21 protein-coding genes are annotated in these 24,762 nt (G+C 34.8%); 12 read left to right on the top strand and 9 right to left on the bottom strand.

Annotation, left to right across the window (positions count from 1 at the left end; all coding sequences use genetic code 11):
• Entirely contained in the window at positions 1-987 is a 987-nt protein-coding gene (locus A8L32_RS02130) for a glycosyltransferase (RefSeq protein WP_066627218.1), read from the top strand.
• Between the two features lie 40 nt (positions 988-1,027).
• Here A8L32_RS02130 and A8L32_RS02125 read toward each other — a convergent pair whose 3' ends face one another.
• Together A8L32_RS02125 and A8L32_RS02120 are read right to left on the bottom strand one after the other, a co-directional pair.
• Positions 1,028-1,237, bottom strand: a complete 210-nt coding sequence (locus A8L32_RS02125) for a hypothetical protein (protein ID WP_066627216.1) — start codon at positions 1,235-1,237, stop codon at positions 1,028-1,030.
• A 141-nt stretch (positions 1,238-1,378) separates the two neighbouring features.
• On the bottom strand, positions 1,379-1,969 hold the full coding sequence (locus A8L32_RS02120; RefSeq protein WP_066627213.1) for an RNA polymerase sigma factor: 591 nt from the start codon (positions 1,967-1,969) through the stop codon (positions 1,379-1,381).
• A 489-nt stretch (positions 1,970-2,458) separates the two neighbouring features.
• Here A8L32_RS02120 and asnB point away from each other — a divergent pair, with 489 nt between their 5' ends.
• From asnB to A8L32_RS02095, 5 genes are all read left to right on the top strand, one after another.
• Positions 2,459-4,045: an asparagine synthase B gene (gene asnB / locus A8L32_RS02115; protein WP_066627211.1), complete on the top strand. Its 1,587-nt coding sequence runs from the start codon at positions 2,459-2,461 to the stop codon at positions 4,043-4,045.
• 142 nt (positions 4,046-4,187) lie between these two features.
• Positions 4,188-4,703: a KdsC family phosphatase gene (locus A8L32_RS02110; RefSeq protein WP_066627202.1), complete on the top strand. Its 516-nt coding sequence runs from the start codon at positions 4,188-4,190 to the stop codon at positions 4,701-4,703.
• Positions 4,704-4,713: 10 nt separating this feature from the next.
• Positions 4,714-5,658, top strand: coding sequence for a geranylgeranylglycerol-phosphate geranylgeranyltransferase (locus A8L32_RS02105; protein WP_233145447.1), 945 nt, complete (start codon positions 4,714-4,716; stop codon positions 5,656-5,658).
• A 27-nt stretch (positions 5,659-5,685) separates the two neighbouring features.
• Positions 5,686-6,270 (top strand): Maf family nucleotide pyrophosphatase, encoded by a 585-nt coding sequence (locus A8L32_RS02100; protein WP_066627200.1) that lies wholly within the window; start codon positions 5,686-5,688, stop codon positions 6,268-6,270.
• Positions 6,271-6,353: 83 nt separating this feature from the next.
• On the top strand, positions 6,354-8,498 hold the full coding sequence (locus tag A8L32_RS02095) for a S46 family peptidase (protein ID WP_066627199.1): 2,145 nt from the start codon (positions 6,354-6,356) through the stop codon (positions 8,496-8,498).
• A 68-nt stretch (positions 8,499-8,566) separates the two neighbouring features.
• Here the strand turns inward: A8L32_RS02095 and A8L32_RS02090 are convergent, their stop codons facing one another.
• Positions 8,567-9,355 (bottom strand): Rossmann-like and DUF2520 domain-containing protein, encoded by a 789-nt coding sequence (locus tag A8L32_RS02090; RefSeq protein WP_066627197.1) that lies wholly within the window; start codon positions 9,353-9,355, stop codon positions 8,567-8,569.
• Between the two features lie 580 nt (positions 9,356-9,935).
• Between A8L32_RS02090 and A8L32_RS02085 the strand changes: the two genes are divergently transcribed.
• The 3 genes from A8L32_RS02085 (at position 9,936) to A8L32_RS02075 (ending at position 12,816) form a co-directional block, all read left to right on the top strand.
• Positions 9,936-11,093 carry a cytochrome P450 gene (locus tag A8L32_RS02085; RefSeq protein ID WP_066627195.1) on the top strand — a complete coding sequence of 386 codons (1,158 nt, stop codon included), beginning with the start codon at positions 9,936-9,938 and terminating at the stop codon, positions 11,091-11,093.
• A 27-nt stretch (positions 11,094-11,120) separates the two neighbouring features.
• On the top strand, positions 11,121-11,429 hold the full coding sequence (locus A8L32_RS02080) for a 2Fe-2S iron-sulfur cluster-binding protein (protein ID WP_066627192.1): 309 nt from the start codon (positions 11,121-11,123) through the stop codon (positions 11,427-11,429).
• Between the two features lie 127 nt (positions 11,430-11,556).
• Positions 11,557-12,816 (top strand): NAD(P)/FAD-dependent oxidoreductase, encoded by a 1,260-nt coding sequence (locus A8L32_RS02075; protein ID WP_066627331.1) that lies wholly within the window; start codon positions 11,557-11,559, stop codon positions 12,814-12,816.
• A gap of 41 nt (positions 12,817-12,857) precedes the next feature.
• On the opposite strand, the gene A8L32_RS02070 is transcribed toward A8L32_RS02075, so the two are convergent.
• On the bottom strand, positions 12,858-13,394 hold the full coding sequence (locus A8L32_RS02070; RefSeq protein ID WP_066627190.1) for an RBBP9/YdeN family alpha/beta hydrolase: 537 nt from the start codon (positions 13,392-13,394) through the stop codon (positions 12,858-12,860).
• A gap of 206 nt (positions 13,395-13,600) precedes the next feature.
• Here A8L32_RS02070 and mnmA point away from each other — a divergent pair, with 206 nt between their 5' ends.
• Positions 13,601-14,701, top strand: a complete 1,101-nt coding sequence (gene mnmA, locus A8L32_RS02065; protein WP_071797435.1) for a tRNA 2-thiouridine(34) synthase MnmA — start codon at positions 13,601-13,603, stop codon at positions 14,699-14,701.
• Positions 14,702-14,767: 66 nt separating this feature from the next.
• Here the strand turns inward: mnmA and tilS are convergent, their stop codons facing one another.
• From tilS to proS, 5 genes are all read right to left on the bottom strand, one after another.
• Positions 14,768-16,096, bottom strand: a complete 1,329-nt coding sequence (tilS, locus tag A8L32_RS02060) for a tRNA lysidine(34) synthetase TilS (RefSeq protein WP_066627188.1) — start codon at positions 16,094-16,096, stop codon at positions 14,768-14,770.
• Position 16,097: 1 nt separating this feature from the next.
• On the bottom strand, positions 16,098-17,408 hold the full coding sequence (locus A8L32_RS02055; RefSeq protein ID WP_066627187.1) for an anthranilate synthase component I family protein: 1,311 nt from the start codon (positions 17,406-17,408) through the stop codon (positions 16,098-16,100).
• Positions 17,409-17,506: 98 nt separating this feature from the next.
• Positions 17,507-18,142: a peroxiredoxin gene (locus A8L32_RS02050; RefSeq protein WP_066627184.1), complete on the bottom strand. Its 636-nt coding sequence runs from the start codon at positions 18,140-18,142 to the stop codon at positions 17,507-17,509.
• Between the two features lie 186 nt (positions 18,143-18,328).
• Positions 18,329-19,558 (bottom strand): peptidase T, encoded by a 1,230-nt coding sequence (gene pepT, locus A8L32_RS02045; protein WP_066627181.1) that lies wholly within the window; start codon positions 19,556-19,558, stop codon positions 18,329-18,331.
• Positions 19,559-19,684: 126 nt separating this feature from the next.
• Positions 19,685-21,160 (bottom strand): proline--tRNA ligase, encoded by a 1,476-nt coding sequence (gene proS / locus A8L32_RS02040; RefSeq protein WP_066627178.1) that lies wholly within the window; start codon positions 21,158-21,160, stop codon positions 19,685-19,687.
• A 396-nt stretch (positions 21,161-21,556) separates the two neighbouring features.
• Here proS and A8L32_RS23370 point away from each other — a divergent pair, with 396 nt between their 5' ends.
• Entirely contained in the window at positions 21,557-23,077 is a 1,521-nt protein-coding gene (locus A8L32_RS23370) for a hypothetical protein (RefSeq protein ID WP_143524993.1), read from the top strand.
• A gap of 58 nt (positions 23,078-23,135) precedes the next feature.
• A complete protein-coding gene (locus A8L32_RS02025; RefSeq protein WP_066627172.1) occupies positions 23,136-24,719 on the top strand; it encodes an OmpP1/FadL family transporter in 1,584 nt (527 codons plus the stop codon).
• The last annotated feature ends 43 nt before the right edge of the window (positions 24,720-24,762 follow it).

The raw sequence follows: 24,762 nt of genomic DNA, 5'->3' as shown, positions 1-24,762 counted from the left end.
ATGCCGAAGTATTCCGTTATTATTCCAGTTTATAATCGTCCCCAAGAAATAGACGAGCTATTAAAAAGCTTAACACTGGTTAATTATTCCAATTTTGAAGTTATCGTAATTGAAGATGGTTCCAATCTATCTTCTGAAGATATATGTGATGAATACAAAGGCCAATTGAATCTTCAATATCATTATCAGGATAACACTGGACCAGGCTTAGCCAGAAACAAAGGTGCCGAATATGCTCAAGGAGAATACTTTTTATTTTTTGATTCAGACTGCTTAATTCCATCTGAGTATTTTAACCATGTAGATGCCTCTTTAGATGATATAGATTGTTTTGGTGGCCCAGATATGGCACACGAAACGTTCAATACTATTCAAAAAGCCATTAGTTACTCCATGACTTCAGCCCTAACAACAGGTGGAATCAGAGGCGGTAAAAAGAAATTAGATAAGTTTTATCCGCGAAGTTTTAATATGGGCATAAAAAAGGATGTGTACCAAAAGCTAAACGGTTTTGCAAAACTACGCTTTGGTGAAGATTTAGATTTTAGCATGCGCATTCTGGAGTCAGGTTTTACAACCAAACTTATACTTGAAGCAGGTGTATTTCATAAACGTAGAAATAACTTTCGCTCATTTTTTAAACAAGTATATAATTCAGGAATTGCCCGAATTAACTTAAACTACAGGCATCCTGGCTCACTTAAACTTATACATGCCATACCAACAGTTTTTACTTTAGGCTATATTCTTAATCTAATATTAGGAATTGCTTTTCCAATATTATTTATACTAGCGTTTATTCCTCTTTTTATCTTTTTAATTGATGCAAGTTTATCCACTAAAAGTATAAAAGTAGGTTTTGTAGCAAGTCTCGCTGCCTTCGTTCAAATATTTGGTTACGGACTAGGCTTCTTCTCAGCCCTTATCAAGCGAAAGCTTTTTAAGAAACAAGAGTTTAGTGCCTACGAAAAGAATTTTTATAACTAGTCCATTATTTCAATCTAACAGAATTAATTCACGACAAACACTAATTTCTACTATATCTGTATACCTTATTATTTGTAGTATAAGATACTGGTGTTTTTTTAGAGTAGTTTATAATATTATCAATTACTCCTTTAGAAGGCGTTAATTCCTCGCAATCAAAAAACGAATCTGGTAATTTTTCTATAAAATCAATCATTGATAAGCTATATTCCTCTAGCTTAGATAAATCTTGGGTAAAACTTGAATCCATAGGCGTTTAAATTTCTCTAACACAATAAGTAAACTAATTGATATGTCACACACAAGCTAATACACAATACAGCAAAGCACATTGGTATAAGCTTAACACACAATTAAAAAACGCCAATTATTTATAATTATTGCGACTACCCTATACAGTTAGTGAAATATTTTTCTCCTCAACCATAGCACGCATATTAATTAATGCATATCGCATTCTACCCAAAGCGGTATTTATACTAACACCCGTTTCTTCTGCTATTTCTTTAAAGCTTAGGCCCATAAAGTGCCTCAACTTTACAACTTCCTTCTGGTTATCAGGCAAATAATCTAACAACTCAACCACCTCGGTTAAGATTTGAGAGTAAACCATCTTATCCTCAATATTAGATTCAGAAAACTTTTTAGAATTGAGTAAGTCGTAATCCGTAGCATCGTTAGATACTTCTTTTACATTCTTTTGCTTACGATAGAAATCAATAATTAAATTGTGGGCTATACGCATAACCCATGAAGGAAATCTTCCATTATCTATATATTTTCCACGTTTCAAGTTATTAATAACCTTAATAAAGGTATCCTGAAATACGTCTTCGGCAAGCTCATGTTGCTTAACCATCATTAATATATACGAATAAATTTTGTTCCTGTGCCTATCAATAAGAACTTGCAAACATTTCTCCTCTCCTGACATGAATGCTTTCACCAATTCATCATCAGTCTTCCTCTGAATGTTCTTCATGCTTAAACTATTTTAAAATTAAGCGTAAATGTTTTGCTATAGGCACATATATTTTAAAGAAGTTGATATTATAATTGTAACTGGATGCAAAAAAGTAAAAAAAAAACTTAAATCCAATTAATTCCGCTTTTAAATAGAATTGATAGTATTATAATAACATGAAGTGTAATTTTGCTTATAATTTAATATAAATATTGCATCCACATTTTTTAAATAAATAATGATTTTACAACCAACCCCCACAAACTTCATCCTTTTGTCATATTTTTAACTATTTTTACACCACACCCCCTCCTGCGCAATTACAGGCAATATATTTTCAGCAATCTACCATATACACCCCTTAAATCCAAACACTATCAAATAGAAAGTAATTACCTACATATACTATTAATTCGTAATTCATGCTTGCATTATATCTATAATTAGTTACTTTTACACTCCAAATCATATAATACAACGAATAAATATACAAAATCAACAAGCAATATGTGCGGATTTGCAGTTTACACGGGAAGTGACATGATGGACAAACTATTGTTTGCCAGCGAGTTTAAGAAGATAGAATATAGAGGTCCGGATAATTCATTAGTTAGGGACTTTGGAAAAGAAGGTTGGATGGGATTTCATCGTTTGAGCATTATGGATGTTTCAAGCAATGGTAATCAGCCTTTGGTTTATAAAAATTTGAATTTAGTTTGTAACGGTGAGGTTTATAATTATCAACAATTAAGAAAGCAGTACGAAAAAGATTATGAATTTCAGTCTTCAAGTGACTGTGAGGTAATTATTCCCTTATTTTTAGAAAAAGGAATTGAAGAAACTGCAAAGTCATTAGATGCGGAGTTTGTATTTGTTATTTATGATTCTGTAGCGAAAAAATATTTTGCAGCCAGAGATCCTATCGGGATTCGTCCATTATTTTACGGACATGCAAAGAATGGCGAAATCATGTTTTCAAGCGAGATGAAAACTTTACATCCTATTTGTGAGGATGTTCAACAGTTTCCTCCAGGACATTATTACGATGGCGATAAGTTTGTATGTTATAAAGACATATCTAAAGTAGAGAAATTTGTTGATCACGATTTAGATGAAATTTTTAAAAACATCAACGAAAAACTAACTGCAGGTATTGAGAAAAGACTTCAGGCAGATGTACCTGTTGGTTTCTTATGTAGTGGTGGTTTAGATTCTAGTTTGGTATGCGCCGTTGCTGCCAAAATGTTAGACAAGCCTATTAAAACGTTTGCCGTTGGTATTGAGGACGACCCTATTGATACTAAATATGCAAAAATTGTTGCTGAGCACTTAGGAGCAGATCATACAGAAGTACTGTTTACAAGACAGCAAATTTTTGATACACTTAGTACATTAATATATAATACTGAAACCTGGGATATTACTACCATTAGAGCATCAATGGGTATGTATTTAATTTGTAAATACATTAGTGAAGAAACAGATGTAAAGGTATTAATGACGGGTGAAATTGCAGATGAAATTTTAGGATACAAATATACTGACTTTGCTCCTACCCCTCAGGCTTTTCAAGAGGAGGCAGAAAAAAGAATCAGAGAAATTCACCAATATGATGTGCTTAGAGCAGATAGATGTATTTCATCTTGTGGTTTAGAGGCACGTGTTCCTTTTGGAGATTTAGATTTTGTAGACTATATCATGAGTATTGATCCTGCTAAAAAGATGAATACTTACGGTGAAGGTAAATATTTATTACGTGCCGCTTTTGAAGGTGATTACTTACCTGAAAAAATATTACATCGTGATAAAGCAGCTTTCTCTGATGCAGTTGGACATAGCTCGGTGGATTACTTAAAAGGTTACGCTGAAGAAATGTATTCGGATGAAGATTTGGCGAATGCAAGTAAAAAATACCCAACTAACACTCCTTTTACTAAGGAGTCGTTAATGTATCGTGATATTTTTGAAACACACTTCCCTGGAAGAGATGGTGTTATCAAAGCTTTTTGGATGCCAAATAAAGAATGGGAAAACTGTGACGTGGATGATCCAAGTGCACGTGTACTTCCTAACTATGGTAAAAGTGGAGAATAAACTCGAATAATTGATATTTAGATAAAAATGGTGACTTAGTAATAGGTCACCATTTTTAGTTTATATCATTTGCATATAGAGCCTCTATATTTTAGCATATACTTTAAGTATTTTTGTAAATTCGCAGCAAACATAAAATTATATGAGCAACTTTAAAGAGGACCTAATGAAGGTAAAGGCTTTTGCCTTTGATGTAGATGGCGTATTATCGGCTCAAATTATCCCTATGGATGCAGAAGGTGTTCCAATGCGAACTATCAATATTAAAGATGGTTACGCACTACAACTAGCTGTAAAGTTAGGTTATCCAATTGCTATTATTACAGGCGGAAACACCGAAGCTGTTAGAAAGAGATATCAACTTTTAGGGATAGAAGATATATATATGAGTGCAGCTGAAAAAATACCTCATTTTAACAATTGGATAGAAAAACGAGGATTAAAAGCTGATGAAGTCATGTATATGGGAGATGATTTACCAGACTACCCTGTGATGGAAGCAGTAGGCGTTGCTGTTTGCCCAGCAGATGCTGTAGAGGAAGTAAAATCACTTTGTAAATATATTAGTCATAAAAACGGAGGAGAAGGTTGTGCCAGAGACGTGTTAGAGCAAGTATTGCGAGCGCATGGCAAGTGGGGTTTAGATCATACATGGTAAAAACATTTCAATGATATCATTACTACGCTTAATTCGATTTCCTAATTTAGTTATCATTGCTTTATTGCAGAGCCTAATTAGATATGGATTAGTACTACCTATACTTGAGCATTATGGCTATAATCCTGTATTGTCGCATATAAGGTTTGGTATATTAGTTTTATCAACAGTGTGTTTAGCCGCTTCGGGCTATGTAATCAATGATTACTTCGATATTAAAATTGATCGTTTAAACAGGCCGGATAAAATGATTATTGAGAATGGACTAAAACGTAGAGAGGCTATGTTTTTTCACGTTCTACTAAGTTTTGTGGGTGTTTTTACGGGGTTATTTTTATCCTATGTAGCGCGTAAAGAAAGCTGGGCTTTAATGTTTTTAGTCATTCCTGTTTTTCTTTGGTATTACTCCACCACCTTTAAAAAGCAAGGGTTCATTGGTAATCTTATCGTTTCGGGATTAACGGCACTGGTAGCCATTGTTGTAGTCTCCTTGGAGTTTGCCATGTTGGTTAGAGTTCATGGTAATCCTATTATTCAAACTGAAGCTTGCTCAACCGCTTGGTTTTGGACATTGGGCTTTGCATTTTTTGCTTTTACCACCACGCTTATTCGTGAAATTGTAAAAGATATGGAGGACCTTTATGGTGATGAACAAGGTGGCTGCAGAACACTACCCATTGAAATTGGAATAAAGTATTCTAAAATATTTGTACTCATATTAACCTGCTTTACTTTGTTCTCTATTTGGGGATTGTATTTCTATTTTAATATTTTAAATAGCTCTCAGATTACCTTGTGGTACATTATTATTTTAATCACCTTACCTTTTATTATATCATTATATCAATTAAAAAAAGCAAACTCACCTAAACAATATCATCGTTTAAGTACATTTTATAAATTAATTATGCTGGCTGGAATATTGTATATTCTTGTTGCAGGTCAACTATTTTAAATTGATATCATCATACTTCTAGCGTAAATGTTACAAAATATATTAAGTAAATATCAAATCATTTTAGCCTCAAAATCTCCTCGCAGACAGGAATTACTAAAGGAACTTGGCGTTAAATTCAACATTGAGAGTAAAAGTGTAGAAGAGGTATATCCCGACCATCTAGATGATGAGTCCATTGCTATATACCTTGCAGAATTAAAGGCCAAACCTTTTCAGGAAGAGATTGTAAACACCAATAAACTTGTAATTACTGCGGATACCATTGTTTGTATTGATAATGAAGTGTTGGGAAAGCCAAACGACAAAAAAGAAGCCATTACTATGCTTCAAAAGCTTTCAGGAAAATCACACGAAGTAATTACTGGAGTAACTATCATGGATCAAGATAAGAGCAAATCCTTTGCTGTATCTACATCGGTTTATTTTAAAGCTTTAAGTTTAGATGAAATAGAATATTATATAGATCATTATAAACCTTTTGATAAAGCTGGAGCCTACGGAATTCAAGAATGGATAGGCATGACAAGCATTGAGAAAATTGAAGGTTCGTATTTTAACGTAGTCGGATTACCCATTCAAAGATTATATACCGAGCTAATGACATTTTAGCTCTCCCCCATTAACAAAAACACAAAATCAATCAATTATAGAATACCCAAAAATATAATTGGTGTCATTAAAATTTTAAAGGAATGAAGAATATTATTTCCCTACTGATTGTATCAGTATTTATATCCATTTCGGCGGAAGCCAAAGAAGGAATGTGGATTCCTATTCTGCTGAAAAAGTATAACATTGAAGAAATGCAGCAAATGGGCTTTAAGCTAACTGCTGAAGATATTTATAGTGTGAACGAGGCATGTATGAAAGATGCTGTCGTTATTTTTGGAGGCGGCTGTACAGGCGAACTAATTTCTGACGAAGGTCTTTTAATTACTAACCACCATTGTGGTTTTGGAGCTATTCAAAAACACAGTTCAGTGGAGCATGATTACCTGACCAATGGTTTTTGGGCTAAGGATAAATCCGAAGAGTTGATTAATGAAAACCTGAAAGTGACCTTCCTTAAAGGTATGAAGGATGTAACGGAAACTGTACTTGGTGGACTTGAAAGTGATACAGAAGGAAGATTAGACAGTATACAGAACAGAATCGACAAATTAGTTGAGGAGGCTACTAAAGACAGTCATTACAGTGCTCATATCAAGCCTTTTTTTCATGGCAACCAATACTTTTTATTTGTCAATGAGGTTTATAAAGATGTACGTTTAGTGGGTGCTCCTCCTTCAGCTATTGGTAAGTTTGGTGGAGATACCGACAACTGGATGTGGCCTCGTCACACAGGTGATTTCTCATTATTTAGAATTTATGCTAACAAGGATAATGAGCCCGCAGAATACTCAAAAGATAATGTTCCATACAAGCCATTAAAGCACTTCCCAATTTCTTTAAAGGGTGTTAAAGAAGGTGACTTTACCATGGTATTTGGCTACCCAGGTTCCACAGAACAATATGTGCCTGCCGTTCATCTTAAAATGATTACTGAGCAAGTAAACCCAGCATTAATCGATATTCGTACACAGAAATTAAACATCATTAAAAAGTATCAGGAGACTGATCCTGCAGTGCGTATTCAGTATGCTACCAAAGCAGCTCGCATTTCAAATTCATGGAAAAGATGGATTGGCGAAATAAAAGGTTTAGATAAACTAAATGCTATTGATAAAAAAGAGAAATATGAAGCTTCGTTTCAGGAGTGGGCTAACGATAAGGATTATGCCAATATGCTTAAAGATTATCAATCGATATATAAGACCTATGGAGAGTACAAGTTGGCATATAATTACTTGCTCGAAGTGGTATACAGAAATGGAATGGAAGCCGTTAATTTAAGTAGCCAGTTTAAAAAGCTAAAAGCCGCCTACGATAAGGACGAAATAGATATTGATGAAATAACTAAGCTAAAAACAGACCTTGAAAAACGCTTAACCTCCTTTTATAAAGATTACTATAAAGAGATTGACAAAGAACTTACTACTATCGTTTTAAAAATGTATAAAGAAAATCTAGATGAACGTTTTCATCCAGATATTTATAAATACATTGATAAAAAATACAAGGGCAATATTAACAAGTATGTTGAGGCTCTTTTTAGCAAGAGTATTTTTACCAACCAAGAAGTCACTATGGCCTTTGCAAAAAACTTTAGCGCTAAAGATGTTAAAAAATTAGATAAAGATCCTGCTTATCAGTTGTTTCAGAGTTTCTATAAAACCTATGGAAAAACAATAGTTCCTAAATACAAAAAGCTTAGCGCCCAAGTTAAAGATTTGAACAGCCAATATATGAAGGCGCAAATGGAGTTTAAATCGGATGCTGTATTTTATCCCGATGCTAATTTTACTTTACGTGTTTCATACGGAAAGGTAGCTGGATATGAACCTAAGGATGGTGTTGTTTTTAAAAATCATACTACGCTTAATGGAATCATAGAAAAGGATAATCCTGATATTTATGATTACCGTGTTCCTGCAAGGCTTAAAGAGCTATATTATGCCAAAGACTTTGGACAATATGAAAGTAACGGAACTGTGCCTGTATGCTTTGTGGCTACCAATCATACAACAGGTGGCAACTCAGGAAGTCCTGTAGTTAATGCAAATGGAGAACTTATTGGTGTTAATTTCGACCGAGCTTGGGAAGGGGTAATGAGCGATTTAATGTTTAACCCCGAACAATGCCGCAACATTACACTAGATATTAGATATGTTCTATTCTTAATAGATAAATTTGCTGATGCAGGTTATCTATTAGATGAAATGACAATCGTAAAATAACACAACTATCAATCGAATAAAAAAAGCCAGAAAACTGTATTTTCTGGCTTTTTGTTATTTAATATCTTCTAGTCTTGTATTTTAATTTTACCAGACTGGAGTTTTGCAATCCTTGAAGTTATCTTACTATAAAGCACAGATAATTCATCATCATTATCCAGCATCTCCAAATGTTTCTTAATCACATTTTTGTCACCTCGCACCGCTGGTCCTGTCTGCGCCTTTACTGGAGATAAATAATCCGTTTTATGCGCTGTTTCCATAATTATGGGTTTAATCACATCAAAACTAACATCATTTTCCTGCAGTATATCCTCGGCAATAGCATACATATGGTTCGTAAAATTGCATGCAAACACTGCCGCTAAATGAATTTGCTGTCTTTGGTTAGAATCACAAGTTTTTACGGTTTTTGAAATTTTTGATGCGAAGCTTTTTAGTTTTAAATCCACATCCTCATTACAGGCTTCTATTAATACAGGTATATTTTTAAAATCCACATCTCTTTCTTTACTAAATGTTTGAAAGGGATAGAATATACCATATTGATCAAACCTAATCAGTAAATCAACACTCATGGCACCCGCAGTATGAACTACAATACCTTTTACTTTAGGTAAACTTTCGATAGTAGTATGCAAAACAGAATCCGCCACAGCTATAATATATATATCTGCATCTTCCTGAATCTCGTTAAAACTATCCGTTGCATAGGCATTTAATCGCTCAGCTAACTCCTGCGCATTTTCAATTGTTCTACTATAAACTTGCCTAATGTTATAACCCGTTTTTGCCAAACATAGCCCCAATTGAGTAGCTAATTTTCCCGATCCAATTAATACGACATTACTAATCATGATTCTTCAAAGTTTAAATTTGAATTCTAAAATTCAGTCAGATTAAAAGTAATAAAATATTGCGTGAGCTATCCATCTCAAGTAAATTTCTGCCTAATTAATTCAAATATTTATTCAATCAAATAGATAAGAATCATACATCTCCAAGTTTAATTTATTTAATACTTTACCTTATAATCTACCACTATAAACTATATCATAATTCCAATATTTACAGTCTATTATCGTCACTAGACAATATAGTACACTTTTATTACAAATTAATACATACAACTTGGCAATGTTCTTCTCTATATTTGCTTATACAGATATAATCTAAATTAAAACAGCAATTACTGAAGTGGAAAGAAGTATTTATAGGTAAAAGCCCTTTAAAGATACAGTTATATATTTTTTGTGTCATTATCGGAGTTTTACATCTCTTTTTCCGCTTCTAAATGGAACTAAATCAATTAGTGTTAAAACGAACAAGTATAATTTAATGTTTTCAATACATATAAGCTATTCGCTTAAAGTGAAAAAGTAAAGATTAACATTTATTAGGCGTTCTATATAACAACTAAATGTAAAAATCAAAGACATGAAAAAAAGTGAAATGCCAGATCCTTTTAAGGAAAAAAGAGAAAACGAAGGTTATCATGATATAGATGATCAGAATGATCCTGTAAAAATGGTACTCGGGCATAAAGATGTTCGTAAGGCTGCACACAACTGGAAAACCTTTCAATCTGGAGCTGAACCTGGCCGTATCGTAGTTCCATCAGAAGTGGAGATACGTGACTTACGTCAAATACCCTTTGAAGTAGACCCACCAGAACATAAAAGCTATCGTGATTTAGTAGAACCTTGGTTTAAACGTCCGTTAGAGGAAGAATACCAAGCGAAGCTTAAAAATATAATTGCAGGCGTTCTGGACGAAGCTATTGAAAAAGGAAGCGTGGAAGTTATTCACGATTTTTCTCTTGTATTGCAGTCTCGAGCTCTTACTGTATTGTTAAACTCAGATTACTCAGAAGCAGAGCGTTGGATTTCATGGGGAACACATGTTTTTAGAAGTGAAGATGATCCTTTAGATAATAGTAAAGCAAATGTACTTGCTGATTACCTTGACGAGAAAGTAGAAGAAGCCAAGAAGAATCCAACCGAAGATTTCTTTTCGGTATTATTAAACTCAGAAGTCGATGGTAAAAAACTAAGCGATGATGAAGTAAAGGGTGTTATGATGTTAACTTTTGCTGGCGGCAGGGATACCGTAATCAACGCAGTTACCAACTCTATTGCTTATTTTGCTGATCATCCCGAATCTATTGAGTATCTGCGTAAGCAACCTGAACATATGAATACTGCTATTGAAGAACTGGTACGCTATTTTTCACCATTAACGCATATGGGACGTGTTGCTACCGAGGACACAGCTGTTTGTGAGCATGCTGTTAAAAAGGATTCAAGAATTTCTATGTGTTGGGCATCTGCTAACAGAGATGAGCGCGTTTTCGAAAAACCTAATGAAGTAGTGTTAGATAGACAAATGAATCCTCATGTGGGATTTGGATTTGGTACTCATAATTGTTTAGGAGCTACCCATGCAAGAACTATTCTGAAAATACTATTAGAGCAAATAATTGAAAAAATTGGTTCTATGGAAATTCTAGATAGTGAAGATAATATTGAAGATTGGGGGGGTATTAAACGTAAAGTGGGATACCACAATATCAATGTGAAATTAACTGCATTATAAACTCACTAAAATTAAACTTAAAATATTATGGCTAAAATAACTTTTGTAACACGAGATAACGAACACATTACTTTAGAAGCTAGTTCTGGATCATTGATGAAACTGGCTACGCAAAATGGTATTAAAGGAATTGAAGGAGAATGCGGAGGCGTTTGTTCCTGTGCTACTTGTCACGTTCATGTTCCTGAAGAGCATAGCGCAAAAACCGGTGAAGCGAGCGAAATTGAAAAGGATTTATTGGAACTAAGCGATAATGTGCAGGACAATAGCAGACTATGCTGTCAGGTGCAAATTACGGAAGAGTTAGATGGCTTGGTAGTGCATGTGGCCAACTAAAACCATATCAATATTTAGTAAAGTACCTCGGGGCAAGCCCAGAGGCATTAACCTGAATACTAACAGTATTAACGAGGCAAGCCTCGAGGTATTAAACCTTTTGGCGGCGCCAATAAAAGCCTATAAAATGTCTACTATAGAAAGTAAAGATAAAAGGTGTGTTGTAGTTGGAGCTAGTCAGGCAGGGGTAACTTTTGCTTTTGCTTTGCGATCCGAAGGTTGGGAAGGTGAAATAATCCTATTAGATTCTGACACTAACCTTCCCTATTATCGGCCACCTTTATCTAAAGCAGTACTTACTGGTGCCGAAAGTATCGATGACCACATCCTTAAACCCTTAAGCTTATACGAGCGAGAAAATATTAGCTTAAAGCTTGGGTGTACAGTTAAAAGCATTAATAAAGCAGATAAAAAAATAATATTACGAGATGATAGTAGCATTAGCTATGATAAACTGGTTCTTGCAACAGGTAGTCGTCCCATAATTCCTAAAATTAAAAATATTGATGAAACACCTAAGCTGTATACTTTAAGAACAGCTGAGGATGTAAAAAAAATTTCATCAGCTCTTGCTAATAGTAAACAAAAAAGAGTTGTACTAATAGGCGGTGGATATGTTGGACTTGAAACGGCTGCTTCTTTAAAAAAGTTAGGCGCTTCTGTTACTGTACTGGAAAAAGAAGATAGAGTTTTAGCGAGAGTAACAGCTCCAGAAATGTCACAATATTTTGAGAGCTTACATACAGAAAACGGAGTAAATATCCATACCAATAAAAATGTTAATGCATTTGAAGTAAACAACGAAAGTACTTCTGTAGTTTGTCAGGATGGTTCTACTTTTGAGGCAGATATTGTTATTATTGGAGTTGGCGTATTTGTTAATAAGGAATTAGCAGAAGCAGCTGGTCTGGAAATTAGTAATGGTATTAAGGTGGATTCGAGTACAAAAACCAGTGATGATTCAATTTACGCCATTGGGGATTGCACTAATCATTACAATGCACTTTACGACAGACATATTCGTTTAGAATCCATTCAGAATGCTAACGATCAAGCGAAAGTAGCTGCAGCTGTAATTTGTGGCAAAGAAGCCAATTACAATGCCCTACCTTGGTTTTGGTCTGACCAATTTGATGTTAAATTACAAATGGTAGGATTATATAAAGGTGCAAACGAAGTATTGATCCGTGATGATGATGGTGAAAACCATAAATTCTCGGTTTGGTATTTTAAAGATGATACTCTTTTAGCTGTTGATGCAGTTAACAATACCAAAGCCTATGTAATGGGCACTAAATTTATTAAAGGTGGTAATAAAATAAATAAAGCTCATTTGGTAGATACGAGCGTTGATTTTAAACCTGCTAATATATTAGCCAAAGATTAAAAAGAAACTCCGAAGTGCAAATATCACTTCGGAGTTTCTTTTTATAATTTCTCAACAAAGCTCTTTAGTAGCTCTTGCCCTTGCTCCCATTCTCCGAAGCCCGAGTCTGCATTTACATGCCCTGCATCACCTATATTCACAAAACTACTCCCCCAATATTTTGCTAACTTTTCCGAATCTTCAATGGCAGACCATTGATCATTTGTACTGGCAATTAGTATAGATGGAAAAGCTAATTCACCTTTCGGTACCGGTAAAAAATTCTTAATTTCTTCTACCTGCAAGTTTTCATCTAAATGAGGAGGTGCCACTATAAAAGCTCCCTTCACCTTTTTTCCATAAGCCTTAAACCAATGTGCCAAAGTTATTCCGCCTAAACTATGCGTAACAAATACCACATTAGATAAATCCACACTTTCAAGGTTTTTTTCAATGGTTTCAACCCAATCTTCCCGATTAGGCTCATCCCAGTTAGCTTGTTCTATTCTATTACAATTGGGTAAAAGTCTCTCAAAAATGCTTTGCCAATGGTTTTCATTAGATCCTCCAAATCCTGGTAAAGTATAATATTGTATCATGGTTTGTTCATTTTTCTATTTCACTAAATCTCTAAATTCTGTCTGTGCTTGAGTTAAAACACATAAATAATAGAATTGTTATGTCCTAAATGCACTTTTATCCTATTAAATTAGTATTTTTGGTAGGATTTAATTTTAGTAGTAGAAATAGAAAATCTTTGAGCTTTCCTGTATTATAAAAACATTCAGTTACTTACTTTTGCAGGATGACAAAGAAACGTGTTTTATTGGGAATGAGCGGAGGAGTTGATAGCTCAATGTCGGCTTGGTATTTATTGCAACAAGGTTACGAAGTAGTTGGAATAACCTTTAATACACTAGCACCTTTATCATCTCCAGAATCGCTTTATTTTATTTCTGAAGCAAAAAACTTAGCTCACAAACTTAATTTTGAGCATCATACCATTGATGTATACGACGCGTTTAAATCTGATGTAATTGATTATTTTGTAGATGAGTATTTAAAGGGAAGAACGCCAAACCCTTGTATCCGCTGCAACGAGACTATTAAATGGAAGTTGTTATTGGAAGAGTCGGAACGTTTGGGTTGCGAATATATAGCTACAGGTCATTATGTAAGCACCATCGAAAAAGATGGATTCTTCCATATTCAAAAAGGAAAAGACCCTTCTAAAGACCAGTCCTATTTTTTATGGAATCTCTCTCAAGCCATCCTAAAAAAATGTGTTTTCCCCTTGGGTTCGATGATAAAAAAAGAAGTAAAGGAAAAAGCCGACAGCCTTGGCTTTAAATCTATGGCCAATAAAAAAGAAAGTATGGGCGTATGCTTTCTGCAAGGCAATGATTATCGAAACTTTATTAATGAGCTTAAACCTGATTTACAGAAACACTTATCCAACGGAGAAATAAGAAATAGCAAGGGCGAAAACATCGGAACACATGAGGGTTTTCCATATTATACCATAGGACAAAAAAGAGGTTTAAACCTTACTAACAATCAAGGAGAATACGTAGCTTGTATTGATGCTAAAAACAATCGATTAATCACTGCTCCCAAAAAAGAATTATTATCGAGTCAAGTATTAATCTCTGACTTTATGTTCTGCAATCCATCGCATACGAATGAGAAGCAAGAAGTAGATTTAAGAATTAGAGGTTTAGACGCTGTCCCTCCAACTCCTGGAACTTTAGAATTAATTAAAGGCAAACTTCATATTACATTTAACCAAGCGGTTTGGGCTCTTACTCCTGGCCAATCCATTGTTTTTTATAAAGATGATGTGGTAATGGGTGGCGGAATTGTAGATGATTTTGAGTATGATAATATTGAGTTAATGAATGATTAGTTGTTTGGGTCAACAGAAAGTTATTTAGGAAAAATATCTCTTTCAACTTATAACTTTCAATTTAAACTACCCTATACTAAACTTAGTTACTTTTTTAGTTTTATTGCTTAATTTATACCTATCATCCGTTCTATGACCTACAATCCAAATAATATCATCACCAGACAAAAGCAGCCAAACATCCTCCTTATCCTTAATGGAGAATTTATTATCAATAAAAAAGTCACTAAGCTTTTTAAAGTGACTCATCCCCAATGGGCAAAATTGATCACCTTGCCTCCATTTCCTTATTGTTAATGGGTAGTTTAATAATTCAGAATCGAATTGAGCCACTAATGAATTCTTATCAATTTTATAAGTATCCATATCTAAATCTCGCTCAATACTAATTGCTATAGGACTTTTTACCCCATAACTATCCACACTTAAATAAAACACTTCCTCCTGTTGTTCGGGCTCAATTGGAATTAGTATTAAATTAAAACGATCTTTTATCAATCGATGTGATTTAGAATAAAACTGCTTACCAGAAACATCACTTTTAATGCATTCCACAAGCTCTTTTACTATAACTCCATTAAAACCATATGGCTGAAGTATTTCAAACAATACCAATTCCTGATCTATAAACTCATTAATATGTTGCAAGGATATTAGAAGCTTTCCATCTTGATCTACCACCAAATCCTTTTTTATGCGCTCTACAGATGCCTGCAAAAAATGACTCACCTGATTCAAATGCCCCATATTTTTGTGCATAGTTTCTGCAAAGGATGGGTTTAGTTCCTTGAATAAAGGCAGAATATCATTCCTAAGTTTATTTCGTAAATACACCGATTCCTGATTTGATGAATCAGTTCTAAAATCTAATTCTTGATCGGTACAATAATTTTCTATATCCATTCGAGAAAACCTCAGTAACGGTCTAATTAAATTTCCCTGAATGGGCTTAATTCCTGATAAACCTTTAATTCCAGTTCCCCTAGCCAAATTCAAGAAAAAAGTTTCTATACTATCATCCTTATGATGTCCTGTAGCTATAAAATTCAGTTGATTATCTTGTAATAACTCATTAAACCAAGCATACCTTAAATCGCGTGCAGCCATTTCTATCGAGACACCTTGTTCCTTTGCAAAAGTTTCTGTTTCAAATGATTTTTGATAAAGCTGAACCTTTAACCTATTGCAAAAATATTGAACAAACTGCTCATCATCGTCTGATTCCTGTCCTCTTAATTTAAAGTTACAATGTGCTGCAGAAACATCAACTCCAGCATGAAATAACAAATGTAATAATGCAATAGAATCAGCCCCACCACTTAAGGCAACCAACACTTTCTGTCCCGAAGAAAAACCACATTGTTTGAATAAATATTTACTGAATTCTTTAATCATGTTACGTGAGTTTTTCTTGGTTAAATAATTGTAAGATGGCCTTGGCTTTTAACAAACACTCATCATATTCATCTTCAGCAATACTTTTCTCCGTGATGGCACTGCCTACCATAAACGATAGATACTGATTACTTGCATTGTACAGCAAACTTCTAATTACCACGTTAAAATCAAAATCTCCATTGGGAGAAAAATATCCGACTGCACCAGAATACAAACCGCGCTTTGTTTCTTCATACTTTTCAATCAACTTCATGGCTCTAATTTTTGGAGCCCCAGTCATTGATCCAGCAGGGAACGAAGCTTTAATAGCATCCAATCCAGTTTTGTCTTCATGTAATTGAGCACTAATGGTGGAAATCATTTGAAACACTTGCTTAAACGGGTAAATACCGCACAATTCTTCAACTTCAACCGTTCCTTTACAGGCCACTCGCGATAAATCATTGCGCACCAAATCTGTAATCATGATATTTTCCGACTGCTCCTTTACACACGACTGTAAATACTTTTTTAGTTGCTTATCTTCCCCGACTGAAGCTCCCCGCTTGGTAGTTCCCTTTATGGGCTGACTAATAAGCTTATCCCCTTCTTTCTTTAAATACCTTTCAGGTGAAGCCGACATCACATACTTATCCTTTAATTTAATAAATGAGGAAAAAGGAGTTGGTGATATACTAACTAATTTATTATAAACTGAATAAGGATCAATATGAATTTGTTCTGCAAAAAACTCCATGCAGTAATTGAGCTCATAAATATCTCCTTTGTGGATATGATCTAATACCGAAGCGATTGACTGACAATATTTTTCTTTGGATACGCGAGCTTTAAACCTCACTTTATCCTCACCTTCAGATTCCTCTTTAAATGCTTTAATTTTTTGAATAAGTTCTATTGCATCCTCTTTAGAATTATGTTGTGGTAAATATTCTAAAGTCCCTCCCATCTCCTTAAGAGAAATAACATAGCGCGGTTGAAAGAATATAGCCAATGGAAAATTTAATCCATCATAATTTACAGAATACAGATTTTCAAACTCATTCTTTAAATCATAAGTCCAACTGCCCAATAACCAATCTTGAAGCTTAGACATTTCAGTTTCAACTTGATTAAAAGATCCTTCAATAATATTAACATGATCTAAACCTGCTAAAAAGTTATTTGAATGATAGTGGACTGCAGAAGGAATGTTTTTATAATAGTTACAGCTATTAAATATAGCAGAATATTGCAGTTGCCTACTAAAGCATACCAATTGCCTTTTAAAAACCTCCGAATCCTCAACCTGAAATGTAATACTCTCGCGCATGCCGCAAATTTAATTTAAAAAGGAAAGACTGCACTTTATAAAACAAAAAAAAAGCACCTACAAATTAATGTAGATGCTTAAAAATATTTAATAAATAATTAGTCTCTCTTTCCTAAATAATCAGAAATACCTTCTTGAGATGCAGTTAAACCTTCATCTCCAGCATGCCAGTCTGCAGGACAAACCTCACCATTTTCTTCGAAGAATTGTAAAGCATCAATCATTCTTAAAGTCTCATCAACGCTACGTCCTAAAGGCATATCGTTTACTACCTGATGACGAACAACACCTGCTTTATCAATTAAGAAAAGACCTCTGTAAGCCATTGGAGTTCCTTCGAATACCATTTGACCTTCGTCGTTGTAATCGTACTCACCAGCTAAAACATCGTAATTTTCAGAGATAGTCATTGCATTATCAGCAACTAAAGGAAATTTAACTCCTTTGATACCACCTTCTTTTTTCTCTGTTTGTAACCACTTCCAGTGAGAGAATGCAGAGTCTACAGAAACACCGATTACTTCAACGTTTCTTTTTTCGAACTCAGCAATTTTATCTTGAAATGCAATAATCTCAGTTGGGCAAACAAATGTAAAATCTGCTGGGTAAAAGAATAAAATAACATTCTTTTTACCAATAAATTGATCTAGAGAATAACCCTCAACCATTTCACCACCATTAACTACTGCTTCTGCTTTAAATGCAGGCGCTTTTTTACCTACTAATACTGCCATAATGTTTAATTTTGTTTATGTTGCTTTGTAATATTATTTACTACACATCTCAAACAAAAGTGCACAAAAAAAGTTTATCTCAGCATACGTTTTTTTAAAATTATTTTCAGCTCATTTCTTTTAAAATCTATGATTCAAGAAATTATACTTCTAACAAATAATGAAATCAACTATCGCCTAAACTGATTATGCTTTTTTTACTGAAAGTTCAACAATTTTAAGAATCACTTCCACCGCCTTTTGCATACTTTCTAAAGGCACAAACTCAAAACGACCATGAAAATTATGCCCTCCTGCAAAAATATTTGGGGTGGGTAATCCCATAAACGATAAACGAGCCCCGTCAGTACCACCTCTAATAGGTTTAATCAAAGGCTTTACACCAACTTGTTCCATGGCTTCTTTGGCTTGATCGACAATGTGCATAACCGGCTTTACTTTTTCGCACATATTATAATACTGGTCTTTTAATTCAATACTGACCGTACCTTCTCCATACTCCTTATTCACTTTATTAACCAAATGAACCATCTCTTTTTTCCTATCCTCGAACCTATCACGTTTAAAATCTCGAACAATGTACATCAGTTCACTTTTCTCTACCTCTCCGTTAAACGAAATTAAATGATAAAAGCCCTCATAACCTGAAGTATGTTCTGGAGTCTCCACCCTTGGAAGCATAGATATAATCTGGTTGGCAATACGAATTGAATTACGCATTTTATTTTTGGCATAACCTGGATGAACATTTCGACCTTTCACGGTAATTTTTGCCATAGCTGCATTAAAGTTTTCATACTCCAACTCGCCTATCTCACCACCATCCATGGTATATGCGTATTCCGCACCAAATTTTTCTACATTAAAATGGTCGGCACCTGCACCAATTTCTTCATCAGGCGTAAAACCAATCCTAATTTTTCCATGCTTAATTTCAGGATGATTCATTAAATACTCAGCTGCACTTACAATCTCCGTTACACCAGCTTTATCATCGGCACCCAATAACGTTGTTCCATCAGTTGTAATGAGCGTTTGCCCTAGGTAGTTCTTCAGCTCTGGAAAATCAGCTGTAGTCATTATAATATTCTCATCCACATTAAGTACAATATCACTGCCATCATACTTTTCTATGACTTGAGGGTTTACATTTTTACCCGTAAAATCAGGGCTGGTATCCACATGTGCTATAAATCCCATCACAGGCACTTCTTCATCCACATTTGATGGAATAGTAGCCATCACATAACCATTCTCATCAAGCTCCGCATCCTCCAAACCAATTACTTTGAGTTCCTCAACCAATTGTTGAGAAAACTTCATTTGCCCTGGAGTAGATGGAGTTAACCCGGTATCCGTATCTGCTTCGGTATCAATAACCACATACTTTAGGAATCTATCTTTTATATCTGTCATAACTATATTATGTTTATCTTAAAAACTAAAATTAATAGTTAATTACTAAAAACAAAAAAGGGAAAGCTATTAAATAGCTTCCCCTGATAAATATCATTAAAAACGCCCTATAAAAGGCACTTTAGTTTAATATGCTTTAGCAAAAAGAACTTTTTGCTCCGAAGGCTCACCTGTAACAATACATTTACCTGGCGTTTTGTCCCCTTCTAAAGGAATACATCTAATCGTTGCTTTAGTTTCTTCTTTAATTTGTTTTTCTACTTCTTCAGAACCATTCCAATGCGCTAAGATAAAGCCACCTTTTTCGTCAAGTACTTTTTTAAATTCATCGTATGTTTCTACTTCCGTAGTTTTATCCGCTCTAAAGTCTATTGCTTTCTGATAGATATTCTCTTGAATAATATCTAAAAGTTCTGCAATATAAGTGTCCACCCCTTCTATAGAAACTACCTCTTTACTTAAAGTATCTCTTCGTGCTAATTCAACAGTCGCATTTTCTAAATCGCGCATTCCCATGGCTAAACGCACAGGAACACCTTTCAACTCATATTGAGCAAATTTCCAACCTGGCTTGCGGTTATCGCTATCATCAAACTTAACCGAAATACCTTTTTCTTTTAGCTTAGCTACAATAGGATTAACTACTGCAGTGATTTTATCTAAGTCTTCCTGGCTTTTATAGATAGGTACAATAGCTACTTGAATAGGTGCTAACTTTGGAGGCAATACCAAACCATGGTCATCTGAATGTGCCATGATTAATGCTCCCATCAATCGAGTTGAAACTCCCCAAGAACTTGCCCATACGTAATCCTCTTTTCCTTCTTTACTCGCAAATTTAACATCAAATGCCTTTGCAAAGTTCTGACCCAAAAAGTGAGAAGTACCCGACTGCAATGCTTTTCCATCTTGCATTAAAGCCTCAATGGTATACGTTTCTAATGCACCTGCAAAACGTTCATTGGCTGTTTTTAAACCCTGAATAACAGGAACTCCCATAAACTGCTCCGCAAAATCGGCATATACCTGAATCATTGTTTCTGTTTCCTCAATAGCCTCTTGTTTTGTAGCATGAGCAGTATGCCCTTCTTGCCATAAAAACTCCGCTGTACGTAAAAACAAACGCGTTCTCATTTCCCAACGTACCACATTAGCCCATTGGTTACATTTAATAGGTAAATCACGATACGATTGAATCCAGTTTTTATAGGTATTCCAAATAATCGTTTCCGAAGTTGGACGAACGATTAATTCCTCCTCTAATTTAGCATCAGGATCAACTATCACTCCTTTTCCATCAGGATCATTTTTTAAACGATAGTGAGTAACAACCGCGCATTCTTTAGCGAATCCTTCAACGTGATCGGCCTCTTTACTTAAAAATGACTTAGGAATAAACAATGGAAAATATGCATTCTCATGTCCTGTTTCTTTGAACATTTTATCCAATTGTTGCTGCATTTTTTCCCAAATAGCATAGCCATAAGGTTTAATAACCATACATCCTCTTACTGCTGAGTTTTCAGCTAAATCAGCTTTTATAACCAGCTCATTATACCATTGTGAGTAATCAACACTCCTTTTTGTTAATCCTTTTGCCATATTTTCGAATCTTTTTTAGCTTCCTTATCACTAATTAAATGAACTACTTTGGTTTAAATATACACTTCTTATTTATCAGAGTTCATCTCATTTTTAAGCGAGCCCAAAATAACAAAAAATCAAGCACATTTTAAGCTTTAAAAGCATAAAAGTATCAGTTTAAAACCTATTCAATCAAATGCATCAGCATACTTCAAGTATTTCTCATTTGAAAAAATGTTAATTTCTGTAAAAAATAATTTCTAAAAACAGTAAGTATGGTATGTTTATTGCTATGATTTAATCATCATAACCATTAAATTGAGCATTTTGCCTGTTTGTTATTAAGAATTGCTATTTTGGAAGCCAATATCTACCATTCAAGTAAAACTGCCCGTATATTTTAAAACTTATACCATGAAAAAGTTTGTATACATTTTAGCCTTAACCATCTTTGTTTTAACAGGATGTTCTACACAGCAATCATACACTTCGGATGTATATGCTGATGACCTATACTACACTCCTTCTGACAAACCCATTTCGGTTGCAGAACACTATTCAGCATTGCCCAAACCAGATCATGCTACAAAGAAACAAGAGAATAAAACCTATTCTTCTTTACAAAAAGAATATAACTCATCACCAAGAGCATCGGAACAAGATGACTTGAGAGACTTTTCTCAAATTCAACAAGAGTATACGAGTTTATTAACCAATGATTCAATACAAGAAGTAGATTCATTACTTTATTTTGATGAGGAAACTGGTTATTGGGTAAATGAATTTAGCGGTTCACAGATGGATAAGGATTACGCTGAACGAATTGCTCGTTTTCACGGTCCTTTTAGAGGCGTTCCATATTGGTCACCTTTATATCAAGATATCATATTTGGAAGTGGATTTGATTATAATGTATATGTAGACGGTGATTACGCCTATGTTGTGCCTGACTGGAGCAGCCCTTATTATAATAATTGGAGATATGGTAGAGGATATAGTTCTTTTGGGTTTTACAATTCTGGTTATTATGGTGGCTGGGGCATGTCAATGGGTTGGGGTTATCCTTATTGGGGATATCCAGGTTATGGATGGGGTTCTGGCTGGGGCTACTACGGCCCAGGTTGGGGGCACGGCTGTTGTTACCCACACCCATGTTATCATGGTGGTGGAGGTGGCGGTGGAGGCCATCATGTAGCTACCCGAACACCTAGATCCACTTTAACCAATAGCAAATACCCAACAACTAGTAGCAGGGCTATTAATAATAATGCAACTAGGTCAACGAGACAAGCTAATACAAAGAGTACACGAGGCATTGCCAATTCTGCATCATCAAGAGCAGCCGTTCAATCCAGAACAACTAGCTCTAGATCTACCAGGGCATCTTACATTCCTACAACCAAGAGCTCTTCTTCTTCTTCAAGAACAGCTAGAACAGGAAGTTCAAATAGCTATACTAGAAGCTCAAGAAGTGCATATACACCAACTTACAATAATAGTTCACAAAATAAAACCACATCACGTAGTACCTACAATCGATCTACCAGAACACCTAGTTCAAGTAGCTCTGCATACAACAAAAGCTCACAAGCGAGCAACTCACGTAGCAGCAGAACTTCGGCATACAAAAGTAGTAGCAATAAAAGTTCTAGCAGTTACGGTTCAGGCAGTTCTAGTAACAGAAGCTCAAACTATAAATCAGGAAGTGCATCTTCAAGATCTTCTAGTCCATCATACAGCTCTGGATCAAGCAGTAGATCAAGTAGCTCATCTAGCTATTCTGGATCGAGCAGTAGATCATCCAGCTCTTCTAGTTACTCTGGGTCCAGCAGTAGATCTAGCTCAGGTAGCAGTAGTAGTCGAAGCAGCGGAAGCAGTAGCCGAAGTAGCGGTGGAAGCAGCAGTTCAGGAAGCAGTAGTCGTGGTAGTAGATAATTTACCTCATTAATATTTGATTTAATAAAAACTAAACTTCACATATAATACTATAATTATGACCAATTTTAGATTATTGACTGGAATAATTATGTCTCTACTTGTAAGCACATTAAGTGCACAAAGTTACGAAGACATCTTAAGATATTCACAACCTACATACTCAGGAACAGCCCGATCCATGTCCATGGGAGATGCCATGGGATCATTAGGAGGCGACTTTAGTGCGATTGGCATTAACCCAGCAGGTATTGCTGCATATCGTTCTTCAGAGTTTAGCTTCACCCCTTCACTCATTATTAACTCAACAAAGAGTAATTTTGACGGAGTATCTACGAATGAAAGCAAAACTAAATTCTCCCTTAATCAAGTTGGTTTTGTGGGTACATATCGCCCCATGAGAGACGTGCAAAAAGGAATTGTAAGTACTCATTTTGCCATTGGCTACAATCGCAATAACAACTTTAACTATAAATCAATGGCCACTGGCAGGAATATTGGAACTTCGATGACTGATATGTTTACAAGCGAAGCTTATGGCTATACTCCTGACGAAGTAGGTGGATGGGGTGGCTTAACCGGTTTAGGCTACAATGCATATCTCATCGATTATGATGACAGCCAAGGCATATACACAGCTTACACTGCTGCTACTAACAAATTCGACCAAACTAAAATAATAGAAAAGGATGGTTATTCTGGAGATATTAACGTTAGCACAGGAATGAACATCAGTAACATTTTACTATTAGGAGTAAGTGCCAATTACACGACAATGCGTTATAAAGAAACTTCAAATTATTTTGAGGAGTTTAGTAGAGACAATAATATCCAGGATCCATATGTATTTAATCGCTTTACGGTAAATAACAGGTTAGATGCGGCAGGTTACGGATTTAACATTAAAGTAGGAGCCATTATCAAACCTACCAAACACCTTCGCGTTGGTATTGCTTACCACAGTCCTACTTGGTTTAAAATTGAAGAAGATTACGGAACTAGAATTGATGCACTCTTCTTTAACCCGATTAACGAAGAGATAGGAAAAGAGACTTTCGCAAAAAACTATGATAGTGCATTAAATAAGTTTGATTATAAAATCAATACTCCTGATAAGATTATTGCAAGTGCTTCATACGTCTTTGGTAAAAAAGCTATCATTAGCTTTGATTATGAATACATGGATTACGCGAATGCAAAATTTAAAACTAATACCAATAATTATGATGATATTATTGCCATTAACGAGCAAAACGAATTGATTAATAAAATATTTACCAGTACCAATAACTATAGAGCAGGCTTAGAGTTTCGAGTAAATTCAAACCTAAGTTTAAGAGGAGGTTATTCGCTTCAGGTTTCTCCTTTAGGTGATAAGGAAGTAGATATACCTACTATGCATGGTGTTCATCAATTATCTGACTTTAAAGATAATTACACCATTCAAGGAATTAGCGGTGGTTTTGGATATAGAAATAAGAATTACTTTGTTGATGTAGCTTACAGACTTTCCTCATATGATACGAGTTACTTTAATTACGATTGGCCATCAGATGTTAACATTGACCTAGACGAACCTTTAAAAACAGAAGTAACTAGCAATGATCATTTTGCTAGTATTACCGTTGGCTGGAAATTTTAAGATTTAAATTCTTAACCTGAAGAAATAAAAAACAAAAATCCCC

This window comes from Labilibacter marinus (genome assembly GCF_001659685.2).
Classification (GTDB): Bacteria; Bacteroidota; Bacteroidia; order Bacteroidales; family Marinilabiliaceae; genus Saccharicrinis; species Saccharicrinis marinus.
This window is presented reverse-complemented; position numbering and strand designations above follow the sequence as displayed.